Source organism: Anabaena cylindrica UHCC 0172 (genome assembly GCF_034931625.1).
Lineage (GTDB): Bacteria > Cyanobacteriota > Cyanobacteriia > Cyanobacteriales > Nostocaceae > Anabaena > Anabaena cylindrica_A.
The window spans coordinates 1-15684 of sequence record NZ_JAYGGY010000100.1 but is presented as its reverse complement, the minus strand read 5'-3'; the positions used below and the strand labels follow the sequence as shown (position 1 = coordinate 15684).

Sequence of the window (15684 nt, the reverse complement as noted above, 5' to 3'; positions counted from 1 at the left end):
TGAGAACAGAATCAATCCATGAACCAACTAAAAACACCTTTTAAAAATAACCGTCCTACCCAAGGTTCGGGAAACCACCCTTCATGGACTGACTACACGAGTTCAGTATATATATCAGCATAACTTGCGGTTTCGACCCGATACCCTCTAGACCATGCTGAACTGACTGTTTTTTCGATCAGTTGGTTAAAAATTTAGTCCTTTATTTGTAGTTATACGGAGCCAGCAAAATAAAATGGCAAAAGTAGTTGGAATTGATTTAGGTACGACTAACTCCTGCGTAGCAGTCATGGAAGGTGGTAAACCCACTGTCATCGCTAATGCAGAAGGATTTCGGACAACACCATCAGTGGTGGCATTCGCTAAAAATGGCGATCGCTTGGTTGGTCAAATTGCCAAACGTCAAGCGGTGATGAACCCCGAAAATACCTTTTATTCGGTTAAGCGTTTCATCGGTCGTCGTTATGACGAAGTTACCAAGGAAACCACTGAAGTATCTTACAAAGTGCTAGGCAGTGGCGGTAACGTCAAACTAGACTCACCGGGTGCTGGCAAACAATTTTCTCCCGAAGAAATTTCTGCTCAAGTCCTCCGCAAACTAGTAGAAGACGCTAGTAAATATCTGGGTGAAACCGTTACCCAAGCAGTCATCACCGTTCCTGCATACTTCAACGACTCCCAACGCCAAGCAACCAAAGACGCTGGAAAAATCGCTGGAATTGAAGTTCTGCGGATTATCAACGAACCTACAGCCGCTTCCTTGGCTTACGGTTTCGATAAAAAGAGCAACGAAACCATCCTTGTTTTTGACCTTGGTGGTGGTACTTTCGACGTATCCGTACTAGAAGTTGGTGACGGCGTATTTGAAGTACTAGCAACATCTGGCGATACCCACCTTGGTGGTGACGACTTCGATAAAAAAATCGTTGACTTTTTAGCTGAAAAATTCAAAAAAGACGAAGGCATTGATTTACGTAAAGATAAACAAGCCTTACAACGTCTCACAGAAGCCGCTGAAAAAGCCAAAATTGAGCTTTCTAGCGTTACCCAAGCCGAAATCAACTTGCCATTCATTACAGCTACCCAGGACGGCCCCAAGCACCTGGATACAACTCTCACTCGTGGCACATTTGAAGAACTCTGCTCTGACTTAATTGACCGTTGCCGCATCCCTGTAGAAAATGCTCTCAGAGATGCCAAATTAAATAAAAGCAACATTGATGAAGTCGTACTAGTTGGTGGTTCCACCCGGATTCCCGCAGTCCAAGATGTAGTGAAGCGGGTGCTAGGTAAAGACCCCAACCAAACTGTTAACCCTGATGAAGTGGTGGCAGTTGGTGCAGCTATTCAAGCGGGTGTGTTGGCTGGTGACGTTACAGGTATCTTGTTGTTAGACGTTTCCCCACTATCCTTGGGTGTAGAAACCTTGGGTGGTGTGATGACCAAGATTATTCCTCGCAACACCACAATTCCTACCAAAAAATCAGAAGTCTTCTCGACTGCTGTAGACGGTCAAACCAACGTAGAAATTCATGTCCTCCAAGGGGAACGAGAATTTTCTAACGACAATAAGAGTTTGGGAACCTTCCGTTTAGATGGTATTCCCCCTGCACCTCGTGGCGTTCCTCAAATTGAAGTTACCTTTGATATTGACGCAAACGGTATCCTCAACGTCACTGCTAAGGATAAAGGCACTGGTAAAGAACAATCTATCAGCATTACCGGCGCTTCTACCTTAGATAAGAATGATGTTGACCGCATGGTGCGCGAAGCTGAACAAAACGCTTCTAGTGACAAAGAACGGCGTGAGAAAATTGAACGCAAGAACCAAGCTGATTCTTTAGCATACCAAGCTGAAAAGCAGTTGCAAGAATTAGGTGATAAAGTTCCCGAAGCTGACAAAACCAAAGTTGAAGGTTTGGTGAAAGAAGTGCGGGAAGCGGTGGCTAAGGAAGATGATGAGCAAATCCAGAAACTGACACCAGAATTACAACAAGCTCTGTTTGCTATTGGTAGTAACATCTATCAACAAGCTGGTGCAGGTGAGGCTCCTGGTGCGGAACCTCCTCAAGATGGCGGTGCTACTCCCCCTTCTGGCAGTGGTGACGATGTGATTGATGCTGATTTCACTGAAAGCAAATAATTCTATTCTCTAGGGGGTAATTAAACTCCCTTTTTGAATACCCATTCAGGTGTTGACCTGGGTGGGTATTTTTTTGGATATCAAGATTATTCTTAGCTCCTTCTAATTATGAATGAAAAGACTGTTATGCAGAAACAACAACTTCAGGTTGATAGCGAATTCCCGCTTCCTTGAATCTTTGTAAAGCTTCACCCAAGCGATCGCAATCTGCTATTAAACTAATTCTCACATAGCCTTCTCCACCCACGCCAAAGGCATTACCAGGAGTGAGAACAACCCCTGTTTGTTGTAGAACGTGCAAAGCAAAGTCTGTGGAATTCATCCCCTCAGGACATTTTATCCACAAATACATAGTTGCCTCAGTTTTGGGAATCTGCCAACCCAACTCACCTAAACCATCAATTAGAAAATCACGACGGGTGCGGTAGCGTTGTTGGACTTCGTGTAAATACGTGTCTGGAAGTTGTAAAGCTGTTTCTGCCGCAGTTTGTAAAGCGGAGAAAATGCCATAATCCAAATTAGTTTTTAAAGTCCGCAAACCTTGGATCACATGACGATTTCCCACGACAAACCCGACACGCCAACCTGCCATATTATAGGTTTTAGATAGGGTATGAAATTCTACACCGATATCTTTGGCACCGGGAATTTCTAATAAGCTAGTGGGTTGATAACCATCAAAAGCTAATTCTGCGTAACATAAATCATGGACTAAAAGGATTTCATACTTCCGCGCAAAAGCCACAATTTCTTCAAAAAATTCACGAGGAGCGGTGGCAGCGGTGGGATTACTGGGATAATTGAAATAGAGGATTTTGGCTTTTCTAGCTACTTCTTCAGGAATAGCTGCTAAATCAATTAACCAGTTATTTTCTTCTTTGAGAATTAAATTGTGAATCACTCCCCCAGCAATAACAGGACCACGGAAATGCACAGGGTAGGAGGGTGAAGGTACTAAAACAGTATCACCAGGATTAATGTAAGCGATCGCTAAATGTGCCAAACCTTCCTTAGAACCTAATAGAGGTAAAGCCTCACTATCAGGATCAAGCACCACACCATAACGGCGATTGTACCATTGGGTAATTGCCTTGCGGAAACTAGCAGTACCTTCAAATGGGGGATAACCGTGATTAGCAGGATTTTGCAAAGCTGCAACTGCCGCTTCTACCACTGGTTGAGGTGTGGGTCCATCGGGGTTTCCCATCCCCAAATCAATCAAATCTAGCCCTTGTTCCCTGGCCTTGGCTTTCAATTCATCAAGACGGGCAAACACATAAGGAGGCAGTTTTTGTACACGTTCTGCGGGGGTAATCCAACTCAAACTCATCTGAAAACCTCGAATATAAACAGGGGATTGGGGGCTGGGGATTGGGGACTGGGGACTAGGGACTGGGGGCTGGGGACTGGGGACTGGGAAATAACGAGTGATAATAAGTAGGAATCCGAATCAACCACCCATTACCCATTACCCATTACCCATTACCTATTACCCATTACCCATTACCCGTTCACCCTTTTTGTCAATACGATTACTATCTATTGGTGCAGTGGTAGAAATCATTGCGGCCATTAATTGTTCCAACGCCACTTTAAAAGGTAAGCGATGGATGTCGGAATGAGGATCTAAGGCAATTTCTGCTGCTGTTTGTAACTCACTCAGAGTGATATTACCTAAACCCAAATCATCTAATTTTTGCGGTAGTCCAATCTCTGCATAGAACTTCAACAATTGTTGTCGTGCTGCTGCTGCTAGTTGATTTCCTTGAATCATTTCTTCCAACCGCAGTTGTACCAAGATGCCATAGGCGACTTTTTCGCCATGAATGCTACTATGTCCAGAAATATGCGTTAAACCATTATGCACTGCATGGGCAGCTACAGTGCGACATTGCGCCCCACCCAGTCCACCTATAACTCCAGCGAGTAAAACTGTCGCATCTACAACTTCCTGCCAAGTTTCACTACCTGGTTCTTTGAGGGCAACATCGGACTTTTGTAATAAAATATCTCGTAAAATCCGCGCTTGTTGAACTGCGGCAATAATTAGAGTTTGTTGTAAGTGTCCACTGCTGACTGAAGCTTCATACCATTTTGCGATCGCATCTCCAATCCCTGCAACTAAAGTCCGTTGTGGTGCAGTTTGAATCAAATCATAGTCCAAAATTAGCAAGTCAGGACAGCGAGACAAAGCCACATCATATAAAAACGCCCCAGCTTCAGAATAGACATTAGAAAGGGCAGTCCACGCTGCACAGGTAGCCGCAGAAGTAGGAATCGTGACAACTGGTAACTGTAATTGATGGGCGACTAACTTAGCTGTATCCAGGGCTTTACCACCACCAACACCGATAATGACATCAGCTTGATGTTCCTTTGCTACTTTGTGTAAGGCTTTCAAACTAGCTTCACAACAATCTTTACCATAGGAAACTGCAACTGTGTGCAAATTTTCGGCTTGGAAAATGGGTTGTAAACTCTCTTGGCTAATATTGAGAGTGCGATCTCCTGCCACAATTAAAGGACGAGTTCCCAAACGGGCAATTTCTCCTGCGGCGGAGATTAACACACTAGCACCCCGGATAACTTTAGCCGGAGAAACTGTGAGTACAACTAACGAACTAGTGGTTTGGGTAGATAAAGATTGATTAGGCATAATAAGTAGTATGTCAAAAATTGATATTTCTTAATCAAATTAGATTAACAATATACAGCAGGGAATAGGGAATAGGGAACAGAGTTGAAAGTCTCTTTGCATCAGCCTTCGTTTTGAGGGAACACCTGAAAATAAATTATCCAATCTTGTAGAATGGGCATACTTCAACAAGCTCAGTACAAGTCCTGTCTGTCTTTTATTAATTAGCGGGCTTTTGCGGCCTGCACCACAAGAAATTTTTGTACATTTTTTTATTTGGAACTGCCTTGCCGATAACCAGCAAAGTGATACATTTTTCCTAATAGTAAAATTTCTGAAGTTTTAATATCTTAATCTAAAAATAATATTTTTTGTATAGTAAATCACAAAAAGATTATGTTATTTGGGGATTGGGGACGGGGAATTAGGTAATACTTGCCATTTCCCCACGCTCCCAAATCTCTGTTAAGCTGTGGGTTTTGGTAATTGAGCGAATTTATCTAGGTATACTTGCACTGCCATTTCTGAATCTTCACGACTAACCAAAGTTCGTTTTACTTCGCCTAAATATAGAGGTACTGTAATCCCTGGTTCTGGATGAATAATAGTACGGGCGCGAATGGTCAATTGGTTGTTTCCTTTGCTACCTGAACGACCAAAAGAATACAGATTACTAGCTGCTTGACGCAAAGTTGCTTCTAATTCTGTCGGGGTAATTTGGGGTGAAGTCGCAATTACCGCTTCGCTAGAACCATTGTCATAAACTAGGGTGTATTTGACTGCACCAGGAATAACTGTGCGACTTAGAGGGACTAAAGACAGTGAAAATAACCCAGCAGTCAGCACGATCATAAAGCCAGTTGCACCCACCAGCCGAAAGCGAAAGCCCCATTTGACGATAAAAGCTAGAATTGTGAAGACTGCAAACGCTATCGTCGCAATACCTGACCATTGAGTATATTGCAGGAAATCAGATGTGGTGAACATAGGGTTTTAATTACGGACATACCCATTTTACTGGTTGGTGCGATCGCTGCGTTGACTCAAGCGATCGCACTTCCACAACTGAGTCTATCGTCATAGAGTAGGAAAAGCCGCTGATCACCCTAAATTTATCACCACCCTCAACTCTGCCATAATTTTAAGTTAGAGACATCTATGTTGTACAAGCCAGCTAGTCAATGAAGGTAGTGATAATAAACAATCTGCTTAATAAATTACAATGTTGCTGATGAAGGATGACGCTTAATAAAATTGTTTATAATCAAATAGGAACTGTCAAAATATAGGGAGAAAGATTGATTATGCAAAGTATTAGAGTGCGCTCGCGTATTGGTAAAGATGGAATTTTACAGATTCAGTTACCGGAAGCAAAAGAAGGGATGGAATTAGATATTATTCTTGTTTATGAAACAGCATCAGCAACCCAAGAAACAACAAAGCTGAGTGATTTTTATGGTTGTATTCAGGATGAAACGTTTATCAGACATCCACAACTAGAACAACCAGAGAGAGAAACATTCTGATGATTTATTTGCTAGACACCAATACCTGCATTGTTTATATCAAAGGTAAAAACCTGCATTTAAAGCAAAGAATGGATAATATTTCACTTTCAGAAATTGCTGTTTGTTCAGTTGTGAAGAGTGAATTATTTTATGGTGCGATGCGTAGTGCTAATCCAGAACGTAACCTGAAATTACAGCAAGAATTTCTCAATCAGTTTATTTCTTTACCTTTTGATGATCAATCTGCTTCTATTTTTGGTAATATTCGCGCTCGACTTACTGCTCAAGGAACACCAATCGGAGCTTATGATTTACAAATTGCTGCTATTGCTTTAGCTAATAATTTGATATTAGTTACGCACAATACTAGGGAGTTTTCACTTATTCCTGAATTACAATTGGAAGACTGGGAAATTGTCTGATAGCGTAGCGTAGCCATATCAGGATTTACAAGATGAGAAATATGATAGAATAAACAATAAATCATTAATCAACTAATTAGCACTTTTCAAAGTTGATGCTGTGTGATGAATTATGATATATCAGAAAATGTCTACTAGAGAAAAACTAATTCAAGAAATTAATCAATCTCCTGATTTGGTAGTCGAGGAATTATTAGACTTTTTGTTATTTATCAAATCTCGTAGAAATCAAGTTGAGGATGAGGTAATATCTGAATCTGCTGCTGAAAGCTTTCGTCAAGGTTGGCATGATGTCGTTAATGGTAACACTGTGCCTATTTCTGAACTTTGGGAAGGAATAGATGCAGAATGATTCACCTTTAATTCTAGTTGAGGTAACAGCTAAATTTCAACGAAATTTGCGAATTTTAGCAAAAAAGTACCGTAGTATTCGTAAAGATGTCCAGCCAATTATTGAAAAACTTCAATCAGGTGATTTACCTGGTGATCAAGTTTCTGGGGTTGGTTATACAATTTTTAAGATTCGGGTAAAAAATAGCGATATTCAAAAGGGGAAAAGTGGTGGATATCGGCTGATATATTATTTAAAAACTTCTACAAGGATTATTTTAGTTACTATCTATTCCAAATCTGAACAGGAAGATATTGTAGCAGAAGAAATTCAACAAATATTAGCTGATTTTGAGCAGAATAAGATTGATGAATGAGCAAATGTTATGGTAATTCATCATTAATTTTTTTGTCTGAATCAGGATGTTCAGGATTTTAGGATTTACAGGATGAAAGAATATCGTCTTTGTGTCTTTTATTCAATAAAAAAACTTCCATCAACGTGAAACAGCTTACCTAACATCTCAGCTTGTTTTAGTGTTACTCTCACTTCACCATTAATTACCTGAGAAACTAACTCACTCAAATCAAAAACAGAAGCTAAATCACTTATTTCTAAATCCTGCGCTTCCAATAAATGCAAAATTCTGGAACGAGGTGTAGAAATATTTAGCTGATAATGCTGATTTTCAAAATCTTCAATTAGTCTGACTAATAATTTTAATAATGTATCCTCTTCTGGTGTGAGATGAGGACGAGAAAGTAAATCTTCCATAATTGCTAAAAAATGATCGTTTTCTTCCTCTGTTTTGATGATTCCTGGTTGATAAGGATATCTTTCAGAATTAGTCATTGTTTTGAGATTTTGCTGCTTGTAAGACTTCTAACATAGTATTGGCAGCGTCGAAAGCATCATAAGGCGACCAAACTGGATATGATTTCTCAGGTTTAATTAAGTTAGTTTCTTCTTGCGCTAGTTCAGATATTAAAACTTGCATGATGTACAGTTTATCTGCACGGCTGAGGGTGTGTAGGGTGTTGAGTAGTTCTGTAGAAACCATTTAAAAAAACTCTGGGATTTAAAGATGAGCGATCGCACTAACAAGTGAGTAATCAGCATTTACTTAAAATTACAACCTTTCAAGATATAACTTGTGAGTCTGATATGCAATTTTTCTCACATCGGATAATGGTACTGGGATTCCCAAAGTATTATAGTTCTTATTGGGTACGGTTCTTTCTTTAAGAAACAGATGCTTTTGCCAAACAAGTAATCTCAAATTACCAGGCTGAATTATGATAATTTCTTGTTGTGGTATCAAAAATATCCAATAATCAGCCTGTGAAGTCCAGCCCCAACCAGGAATATTTTTGATGTCAACTGCAACTGTCTCAAAGAAAATATTTCCTGTACGTTTTGCTGCCATATCATACTTGTACTCTACAGTGGCAGAAGTTCCATCTTTTCGTTCTATAATGCGATCAATGCCTATTTCCTGATACCGAGCTATAGCTGAAACATCTGTAACTTTATAGTTACTTTGAAGCCACTGATCTATTATTTGTTCACCCTGCTTACCCAATGATCTTTGGGTTTTAAAATCGTAATATTTAGTCAGCATAGATATAAGGAATATAAAGTTGTACACCTTCTTGTCCTTCACGGCAAATTGGAATACCTGCCCAACGAGATAACCAATTAATCAAAGCTCTGACAGATTTAGCTCTTCTAGGTAGAGTTGCACCACCACAGCTATCTAGTGAACAATCTTTTATTACATCACAAATTAGTTCTAGGGTTAACTGTTTTTCTCCTCTGGTAGTTTCAGAAATAATTATTTGAATTGGTACAAACCCTAGTAAAGATTCAGCAAATAAACGATATCTAGTATTGCTGTCAATAGTTTTGGCAATTAATTCTCCTTTGTTTGTAAGTCTATATTTACATAATTTTTTACCAAATTTCTCAAGTTCTAATAGCCCTGTTTCCGTTAAGAAATCACTGAAATAGTATCCACGACGAGCAATATCTTTTGCTTTACTTGCCTGACTACCCATCACTAAACCTAAGTCATGAGGTGTTGTCACACCATGAGAAACATTTTCAATTGCTTTGATATATTTTTTAGGATCTCCAATTTGAGGAAAGGAATATTTTTTGAACTCAACATTGCTTAAATTTTCAAGGCTTTGTTGCCAATCAATTGAGTAAGACATTTGGTAAAAATCATAAAATTTTACAATTTTTAGTTCTGAAGACACTGTATATACTAGCTTAAAGGTCTTACCTTGTAATTCATATAAAATTCCCATTACTCCAGGTAAGGAATACAGCAATATAAAATAAATTCCCTCATCACAAAAACCCATCCCCCCAACAAGCGGTAAAATTAACAATCCAACCCCAATTGCACACCTTGATATGTATTGCGACTACCTGGTACAAATCCTCACCGCCCGCGTCTATGATGTAGCTCAGGAAACACCACTGGAATATGCTCCTAACCTCTCCAACCGCATCAATAACAAACTGCTGCTGAAGCAGGTCTTTATGAGAAATTAGTATTGGTAAATTGCAACCTCAACTCTTCCCACTCTGGTAGCCATTTCCAAATATCCTCCTCTCGCTCTATTTTCTTAAAAACTTGGTCTAAAAAATCTGGAATTGGACTATTAACTCCTGATGCTTTAGCTTGAAATCCAAAGTCTTTTAATTTGTTTTCCATGCTACACAATAAATCCTTACCTGCAAAAAAAGTGAGGTAATGTTCAAAATGAAATCCACCAGGGCTAAAAGATGGAAGTAACTCTTCAAATTTTTCTAAAACAGCATCTGCTGTAACTATACGAACTTCTTTCTTATTTTGAACTATTTCTTGTATTTTTGTTTGGCAGGCTTTCTTATTTTTACTCCGAGGAAAGCTATGTTCTGAACCAAATACATTTTTTTGAATTGATTCCCCCCAAGAATTCGGAAACTTAAAGTAATCTAGAGCATAACGAGCGGCTGTATAGGTTGCAATTTCTTTTGCAGCTTCATCTAAAGCTGCACGGTATGAATCCATAGAGGGAATTTTATTTCTAATAGTACGCTGTACAACTACTGGGTCAATTAAATAATTTTCTATCTCTTTCCTTTGCCACTTCCAACCTATTTGTATTCCTTCATAGTTGTAGGGAAGTGGTGAATTTGTAGGAGTAAAATCATAGTTATCAAAATCACGATCAACTATTCCAGCTAGATTTGGGATTACGTCTCTATCAGGAATAATTTTTTCCATAAAACTTTTTCCCCCAAGGGGCTTAATTTCACATTTAGGTAAAAGTTGACGAAGAAGTCTGATATCATAACTGCCAGAGTTTCCTTCACAGTAAAGAACACTTACAGACACAACACTCCTCCTGATAGCCGATATCTATCACTTTCACTAATGACATTGCTTACTGCTTCGGAATGAGTTGTGATAATGAATTGACAAGTTGGTGCAATTTTCATTAATTGACCTGTAAGAAATTGAGATGATGAAGGATGTAAATTTAAGTCTATTTCATCAATTAATACAACTGAATATACAATTTGCTGTCTAACAAACTCGTAGAGGATAGGAAAAATTGATTGTTCACCGGCAGACATCTCAGCAACATCATAAGTGCGATTTCCGTCACTGAGTAAGAAGTATGTAGTTTCTTCTGTGGGAGAATCTATGCTAGGCAGTTCTTCTAAATTTTCTGCAAAATAACGATCAGGGAATACCTTTTTATATAATTTTTCTAGCTGTTGGAGGTAATCATTTTCAGAATTAATACCTGCTTCTTGCCTACGTTTCCAACGAATTAGATATTGTCGTAAACGACCAACACCCAATTCAAAGGAAGTTTCACTTCTCAGTTCTTTATTACCTTCTCCTGTTTCTTGAGTAGGAGTTCCTAAATTCCGAAACTGATCAAACCAAAAAATTCCAGGTAGTTGAGAAAAGTAATGTCGAACTGATTGATCACCACGATTGATAAAACTTTGTGTGTAATAGCGTCCTCGAAACTGAGCGTGTTCCTCTGGAGTGTTACCAGCCTTCCAATGTTCTCCATTTAAAATAACTTTAACTACCCGACTATTTCCCGGTGTAATAAATGAATCAGGACGAAAATCAGGTGGTAGAGAATAATACCATCTTTTTGCAATTTCACGAGTTACTTCTAGTTCTTCTTCTTCAAAAGATACGTCTAATTCAATTCTTGGGGTTCCCCATCGCCAATAACGTCCAGGTAAAAAGCCAATCCAATCAAAATCAGAAACTTTTTGAATGCGTCCAGTTGCTAATGCTAATGGTAAAGCGATCGCCTGTAATAATGTTGTTTTACCAGAACCATTATCACCTAGAATCAGAAAGCGATCGCTCACTTCATCAAGGATTTTGTTTTTAAAAGAGATCCTCAAATCTTGAAACTTTTTGAAGTTTTGAATATACAGTGATTCTACCTTCATTTGCTAGTCGCTTTTTTTGGGTGAATTACACTGATCATATCTTCATAATCATGATTTTAGCGAATATATCAGCAATAATAAATCTGACCACTTCACCTCAACTACCCAACAAGCGGTAGAATTAACAATCCAACCCCAATTGCACCCCTTGATATGTATTGCGACTACCTGGTACAAATCCTCACCGCCCGCGTCTATGATGTAGCCCAGGAAACACCACTGGAATATGCTCCCAACCTCTCCAACCGCATCAATAACAAACTGCTGCTGAAACGGGAAGATATGCAGTCTGTCTTCTCCTTCAAGCTGCGGGGGGCATATAACAAAATGGTCAACCTACCCACAGATTTACTTAAACAAGGTGTCATTGCCGCTTCTGCTGGCAACCATGCCCAAGGTGTAGCCTTAGCTGCCAGTCGCTTGGGAACAACAGCAATAATTGTTATGCCTGTAATAACCCCCCAGGTAAAGATAGACGCAGTAAAAGCGCGGGGGGGAGAGGTGGTTTTATATGGCAATAACTATGATGATGCCTATGCCCACGCCCGGCAATTAGAAGCGGAAAAAGGGTTAACATTTATACACCCATTTGATGATCCTGATGTCATCGCTGGACAGGGAACCATTGGCATGGAAATACTGCGACAATATCAACAACCTATCCATGCAATCTTTGTGGCTATTGGTGGGGGGGGTTTAATTTCGGGTATTGCGGCTTATGTGAAACGGTTGCGTCCAGAAATCAAAATTATCGGTGTGGAACCTGTAGACGCTGATGCTATGTCTCAATCTCTCAAGGCCGGTCATCGGGTGCGGTTGTCTCAGGTGGGGTTATTTGCTGATGGGGTAGCGGTGCGGGAAGTGGGGGAAGAGACATTCCGATTGTGTCAGCAATATGTGGATGAAATCATTTTGGTGGATACGGATGCTACCTGTGCGGCGATAAAAGATGTGTTTGAAGATACTCGTTCTATTTTAGAACCTGCGGGGGCATTAGCGATCGCAGCTGCTAAAGTCTACGCTGAACGAGAACAAATCCAAGGAGAAACTCTCATCGCTGTTGCTTGCGGTGCTAACATGAACTTTGACCGCCTCCGTTTTGTGGCAGAAAGAGCGGAATTTGGGGAACGTCGAGAAGCCATTTTTGCTGTGACAATACCGGAATCACCTGGAAGTCTGCGTCAGTTTTGTGAATGTATTGGTAACAGAAATTTGACAGAATTTAATTACCGCATTGCAGATAACCAAGAAGCTCATATTTTTGTCGGTGTGCAGATTCAAAACCGCGCTGACGCTGCCCAAATAGTCGAAAAATTTGAAAATAATGGCTTGAAAACCATTGATTTAACAGATGATGAACTTACAAAATTGCATTTACGGCACATGGTAGGAGGACATTCTACCCTTGCCCACAATGAATTATTATATCGGTTTGAATTTCCCGAACGTCCCGGTGCATTAATGAAATTTGTTGGTTCCATGTCTCCTGACTGGAATATCAGCTTATTTCACTATCGCAACAATGGTGCAGATTATGGGCGCATTGTGGTAGGAATGCAAGTACCACCTCATGAAATGTCAGAATGGCAAATATTCCTTGATTCCTTGGGTTATCGCTATTGGAATGAAAGTCAAAATCCCGCATATAAGCTATTTTTGGGTTAGTCATTAAACATCTCCGAAAAATAATGTAGAGACGTTCCATGGAACGTCTTTACAAAGTTTCCTGAATCGTTAAAGAATTTGCCTCCCAGTGAGAACTTCCCGTACTTCTAACATCGCTGAATAAGTAGGGAGAATGTGTAAAGTTTCATTTGCTGGTGTATGTTCTAAAGCTGTAGCGATCGCACTTCGCAAATCTTCCTCTACAATCAAATTCAGGTTACTCTGGGCAGATTTTTGACTATAGCGCAACCTTAACGCCATATCATACACGCGATCGCCACTCACCACCAAAGTCCCACCCCGTTCTACCAGTTTTTCAGTATCTACATCCCAAATCCAGGATACATCAGTACCATCAGGAGTGCGGTCATTCAAAACCAACAAAGTAGTTTTATCTGTACTTTCAGTCACAACTCGAATAGTTTCATTTGTCCCCACAGGATTTTTTGATAACAAAATCCGCACCTTTTTACCGTCAATTACCAAATCTTCTGCACGACCAAAAGCAGCTTGAAAAGTGTTAACTGTTTCTCTAATTGTTACTTCATCAACTCCTAATTCTTTGGCTGCTGTTGCTGCGGCTAAAGTATTATATTTATTGTATAAACCCACTAAAATTTGTGACCATTCACCACTTTCTAAAGTTGGTTTACTCTTCGTAAAACCACAACTAGGACAAGTGAAATCTCCCAAATGAGATAGATAAACACCCTCATAATCTAGAGAATGCCCACATTTAGGACAAAAAATAGAATCAACAGCATGAGGAATTGCTTCTAAATAATGTTTTGGTTCATTTAAACCAAAGAACAACACCTTTTGATTTAACTGTTGACCTAAATATGATAAAGTTGGATCATCAGCATTGGGAATAACTACTGTTTCTGCGGGTAAAGTAGAAATAACCTTTGTCCATTTTTTACTAATGGTGTCAACCTCCCCATATCTATCGAGTTGGTCACGGAATAAATTTAAACAGAGAATAACCCTTGGTTGCAGAGGTTTTAATACCTTGGGGACAATATTTTCATCAACTTCCAAAATCGCATAGTCTACATTTAGAGAACCTAATAAGTTAGCATTGTCTATCAAAGCAGTCGCTAAACCATTTTCGAGATTTGCACCAGTAGAATTATGGGCAATTTTGTAACCTTTGTGTTCTAAAATGGTACATAACAACAAGGCTGTTGTCGTTTTTCCATTGGTTCCTGCAATCAGAATTATCCCGTTTTTAACTTGCTGACTTAGTAATTGTAAAATTTGGGGTTCAATGCGTCGCGCAATAGACCCTGGTAACACACTAGCAGCACCGAGACGCAGAGAGCGCACTAAAAATGTTACACTTTTAGCAATTGATACTGCTAAACCCAGTCGGACTCTATCTATAAGTTGTATTTTCTTTCCCACAGCAGTTTTTAACTAATAGTCTTAATTACAAAATTAATCTTGCAAGTGTAGCGAATCTTGGCACAAAACGCCACATATTAACAATTCAAAATTTATGAATCATTGGGAATAGAGACTCGGATATGCAGAAAACTCTTACCAATTACCAAATAGCTATTACCAATTACCCATTACAGGTTATCTTAAAAAATGGTGCGTAGATGTAATTACAGTAGAATTCAGGAGTTAGGAGTAAAAGCATGAGTAGAGTTAGCCATGTTTTGATTTCAACTTTGTATCTCATTTACCTGTAATCTGCTGTATATAATATCTAGCCTATTAGGCTGAATTCAGCACAAACTTAGAAAAAATAATACCTTAAAAGGTTCCTGTTGATGAGTAGCATAAAGTGGCTTTTTTTACAAATTAAAATAATTGCTAACTGGAAACAGTTGGTGTCTAAATGCCTGGTGCTGATGATTTGCGTATTTATTACTAGTATGCAACCAGCTTTTGCAGGTATGAAAGATGATCGTTACGAAGGTAATATTTTCGTGGTTTTTGCTGGTAATGGTTCCCTAGTCCCTCCCAGACAAACTCTAGCTCAAACTTTAGCACAACATAAACCCGCAATTCTGGCATTTTATGTGGATGATAGCAAAGATTGCAAACAGTATGCCGTCTATATTTCCCAAACTCAAGCATTTTACGGACGGGGTGTGGAGATTATCCCTATCAGTGTTGATACTATCCCCAGCAAGGAAACCTATGAACCCACAGAACCAGGATACTACTATTCAGGGGTTGTACCACAAGTTGTCATCTTTGACAAGTCGGGTAAAGTTATCTTGAATAAAAAAGGTCAAGTACCTTTTGAAGAGATAGACGATAAATTTAGAGAAGTGTTTGATTTATTACCCCGTGACCAGTCCATTGAGTTCAAGCAACGTTCATTTAATGAATATAGCAGTGAGTTAAGCCAGTAAAAATTTCCGTACACGATACTTAATTGAGTCAACAGGGGTAAAGCACAGTGCTATACTGCCAACGGGTGAACTTTGGACTTATGTCATACTGAGCGGAACGTAGTGCAGCGAAGTATCTCGGAGATT

The 15684-nt window shown here is 39.4% G+C and carries 17 protein-coding genes and 1 pseudogene; 8 read left to right on the top strand and 10 right to left on the bottom strand.

Annotated elements, in window-relative coordinates:
- Positions 1 to 235 precede the first annotated feature (235 nt).
- Positions 236 to 2143 (top strand): molecular chaperone DnaK, encoded by a 1908-nt coding sequence (dnaK, locus tag VB713_RS22450; RefSeq protein ID WP_323313726.1) that lies wholly within the window; start codon positions 236 to 238, stop codon positions 2141 to 2143.
- Between the two features lie 124 nt (positions 2144 to 2267).
- Here the strand turns inward: dnaK and VB713_RS22445 are convergent, their stop codons facing one another.
- The 3 genes from VB713_RS22445 to VB713_RS22435 form a co-directional block, all read right to left on the bottom strand.
- On the bottom strand, positions 2268 to 3473 hold the full coding sequence (locus tag VB713_RS22445; RefSeq protein WP_323313725.1) for an aspartate aminotransferase: 1206 nt from the start codon (positions 3471 to 3473) through the stop codon (positions 2268 to 2270).
- A gap of 159 nt (positions 3474 to 3632) precedes the next feature.
- Positions 3633 to 4799: an iron-containing alcohol dehydrogenase family protein gene (locus VB713_RS22440; RefSeq protein ID WP_323313724.1), complete on the bottom strand. Its 1167-nt coding sequence runs from the start codon at positions 4797 to 4799 to the stop codon at positions 3633 to 3635.
- A 444-nt stretch (positions 4800 to 5243) separates the two neighbouring features.
- Positions 5244 to 5765, bottom strand: coding sequence for a Ycf51 family protein (locus VB713_RS22435; protein ID WP_323313723.1), 522 nt, complete (start codon positions 5763 to 5765; stop codon positions 5244 to 5246).
- A 317-nt stretch (positions 5766 to 6082) separates the two neighbouring features.
- Here VB713_RS22435 and VB713_RS22430 point away from each other — a divergent pair, with 317 nt between their 5' ends.
- From VB713_RS22430 to VB713_RS22415, 4 genes are all read left to right on the top strand, one after another.
- The gene (locus VB713_RS22430; RefSeq protein WP_323313722.1) at positions 6083 to 6304 is read left to right on the top strand and encodes a hypothetical protein; all 222 of its coding nucleotides are present in this window, start codon (positions 6083 to 6085) and stop codon (positions 6302 to 6304) included.
- Complete coding sequence (gene vapC / locus VB713_RS22425; protein ID WP_323313721.1) at positions 6304 to 6708, top strand: type II toxin-antitoxin system tRNA(fMet)-specific endonuclease VapC; 405 nt, start codon at positions 6304 to 6306, stop codon at positions 6706 to 6708. The genes VB713_RS22430 and vapC overlap by 1 nt, the downstream gene beginning before the upstream one ends.
- Positions 6709 to 6835: 127 nt before the next feature.
- Entirely contained in the window at positions 6836 to 7060 is a 225-nt protein-coding gene (locus VB713_RS22420) for a hypothetical protein (RefSeq protein ID WP_323313720.1), read from the top strand.
- Positions 7050 to 7415, top strand: coding sequence for a type II toxin-antitoxin system RelE/ParE family toxin (locus tag VB713_RS22415; protein ID WP_323313719.1), 366 nt, complete (start codon positions 7050 to 7052; stop codon positions 7413 to 7415). Before VB713_RS22420 ends, VB713_RS22415 begins: the two co-directional genes overlap by 11 nt.
- A 98-nt stretch (positions 7416 to 7513) precedes the next feature.
- Here the strand turns inward: VB713_RS22415 and VB713_RS22410 are convergent, their stop codons facing one another.
- The 4 genes from VB713_RS22410 to VB713_RS22395 form a co-directional block, all read right to left on the bottom strand.
- Entirely contained in the window at positions 7514 to 7891 is a 378-nt protein-coding gene (locus tag VB713_RS22410; protein WP_323313718.1) for a transcriptional regulator, read from the bottom strand.
- Positions 7884 to 8099: a hypothetical protein gene (locus VB713_RS22405; protein ID WP_323313717.1), complete on the bottom strand. Its 216-nt coding sequence runs from the start codon at positions 8097 to 8099 to the stop codon at positions 7884 to 7886. Before VB713_RS22405 ends, VB713_RS22410 begins: the two co-directional genes overlap by 8 nt.
- Positions 8100 to 8168: 69 nt before the next feature.
- Complete coding sequence (locus VB713_RS22400; protein WP_323313716.1) at positions 8169 to 8660, bottom strand: hypothetical protein; 492 nt, start codon at positions 8658 to 8660, stop codon at positions 8169 to 8171.
- Entirely contained in the window at positions 8650 to 9435 is a 786-nt protein-coding gene (locus VB713_RS22395; protein WP_323313715.1) for a hypothetical protein, read from the bottom strand. Before VB713_RS22395 ends, VB713_RS22400 begins: the two co-directional genes overlap by 11 nt.
- A 25-nt stretch (positions 9436 to 9460) precedes the next feature.
- On the opposite strand from VB713_RS22395, the pseudogene VB713_RS28320 reads away from it, so the two are divergent.
- Positions 9461 to 9598, top strand: a pseudogene (locus VB713_RS28320) (threonine ammonia-lyase, biosynthetic); the annotation flags it as partial.
- Here the strand turns inward: VB713_RS28320 and VB713_RS22390 are convergent.
- Together VB713_RS22390 and VB713_RS22385 are read right to left on the bottom strand one after the other, a co-directional pair.
- The gene (locus VB713_RS22390) at positions 9588 to 10319 is read right to left on the bottom strand and encodes a hypothetical protein (RefSeq protein WP_416242474.1); all 732 of its coding nucleotides are present in this window, start codon (positions 10317 to 10319) and stop codon (positions 9588 to 9590) included. The pseudogene VB713_RS28320 and the gene VB713_RS22390 sit on opposite strands and share 11 nt — an antisense overlap.
- A gap of 101 nt (positions 10320 to 10420) precedes the next feature.
- Positions 10421 to 11521, bottom strand: coding sequence for an AAA family ATPase (locus VB713_RS22385; protein ID WP_323313713.1), 1101 nt, complete (start codon positions 11519 to 11521; stop codon positions 10421 to 10423).
- Between the two features lie 153 nt (positions 11522 to 11674).
- Between VB713_RS22385 and ilvA the strand changes: the two genes are divergently transcribed.
- On the top strand, positions 11675 to 13186 hold the full coding sequence (gene ilvA, locus VB713_RS22380) for a threonine ammonia-lyase, biosynthetic (RefSeq protein ID WP_323313712.1): 1512 nt from the start codon (positions 11675 to 11677) through the stop codon (positions 13184 to 13186).
- Between the two features lie 69 nt (positions 13187 to 13255).
- Here ilvA and VB713_RS22375 read toward each other — a convergent pair whose 3' ends face one another.
- On the bottom strand, positions 13256 to 14593 hold the full coding sequence (locus VB713_RS22375) for a Mur ligase family protein (protein ID WP_323313711.1): 1338 nt from the start codon (positions 14591 to 14593) through the stop codon (positions 13256 to 13258).
- Positions 14594 to 14967: 374 nt separating this feature from the next.
- On the opposite strand from VB713_RS22375, the gene VB713_RS22370 reads away from it, so the two are divergent.
- Positions 14968 to 15558: a thylakoid membrane photosystem I accumulation factor gene (locus VB713_RS22370; protein ID WP_323313710.1), complete on the top strand. Its 591-nt coding sequence runs from the start codon at positions 14968 to 14970 to the stop codon at positions 15556 to 15558.
- Positions 15559 to 15684 lie beyond the last annotated feature (126 nt).

Coding starts and splice junctions, on each gene's coding strand:
- dnaK (WP_323313726.1), top strand. CDS start 236: ATGGCAAAAGTAGTTGGAATTGATTTAGGTACGACTAACTCCTGCGTA.
- VB713_RS22445 (WP_323313725.1), bottom strand. CDS start 3,473: ATGAGTTTGAGTTGGATTACCCCCGCAGAACGTGTACAAAAACTGCCT.
- VB713_RS22440 (WP_323313724.1), bottom strand. CDS start 4,799: ATGCCTAATCAATCTTTATCTACCCAAACCACTAGTTCGTTAGTTGTA.
- VB713_RS22435 (WP_323313723.1), bottom strand. CDS start 5,765: ATGTTCACCACATCTGATTTCCTGCAATATACTCAATGGTCAGGTATT.
- VB713_RS22430 (WP_323313722.1), top strand. CDS start 6,083: ATGCAAAGTATTAGAGTGCGCTCGCGTATTGGTAAAGATGGAATTTTA.
- vapC (WP_323313721.1), top strand. CDS start 6,304: ATGATTTATTTGCTAGACACCAATACCTGCATTGTTTATATCAAAGGT.
- VB713_RS22420 (WP_323313720.1), top strand. CDS start 6,836: ATGTCTACTAGAGAAAAACTAATTCAAGAAATTAATCAATCTCCTGAT.
- VB713_RS22415 (WP_323313719.1), top strand. CDS start 7,050: ATGCAGAATGATTCACCTTTAATTCTAGTTGAGGTAACAGCTAAATTT.
- VB713_RS22410 (WP_323313718.1), bottom strand. CDS start 7,891: ATGACTAATTCTGAAAGATATCCTTATCAACCAGGAATCATCAAAACA.
- VB713_RS22405 (WP_323313717.1), bottom strand. CDS start 8,099: ATGGTTTCTACAGAACTACTCAACACCCTACACACCCTCAGCCGTGCA.
- VB713_RS22400 (WP_323313716.1), bottom strand. CDS start 8,660: ATGCTGACTAAATATTACGATTTTAAAACCCAAAGATCATTGGGTAAG.
- VB713_RS22390 (WP_416242474.1), bottom strand. CDS start 10,319: ATGGAAAAAATTATTCCTGATAGAGACGTAATCCCAAATCTAGCTGGA.
- VB713_RS22385 (WP_323313713.1), bottom strand. CDS start 11,521: ATGAAGGTAGAATCACTGTATATTCAAAACTTCAAAAAGTTTCAAGAT.
- ilvA (WP_323313712.1), top strand. CDS start 11,675: ATGTATTGCGACTACCTGGTACAAATCCTCACCGCCCGCGTCTATGAT.
- VB713_RS22370 (WP_323313710.1), top strand. CDS start 14,968: ATGAGTAGCATAAAGTGGCTTTTTTTACAAATTAAAATAATTGCTAAC.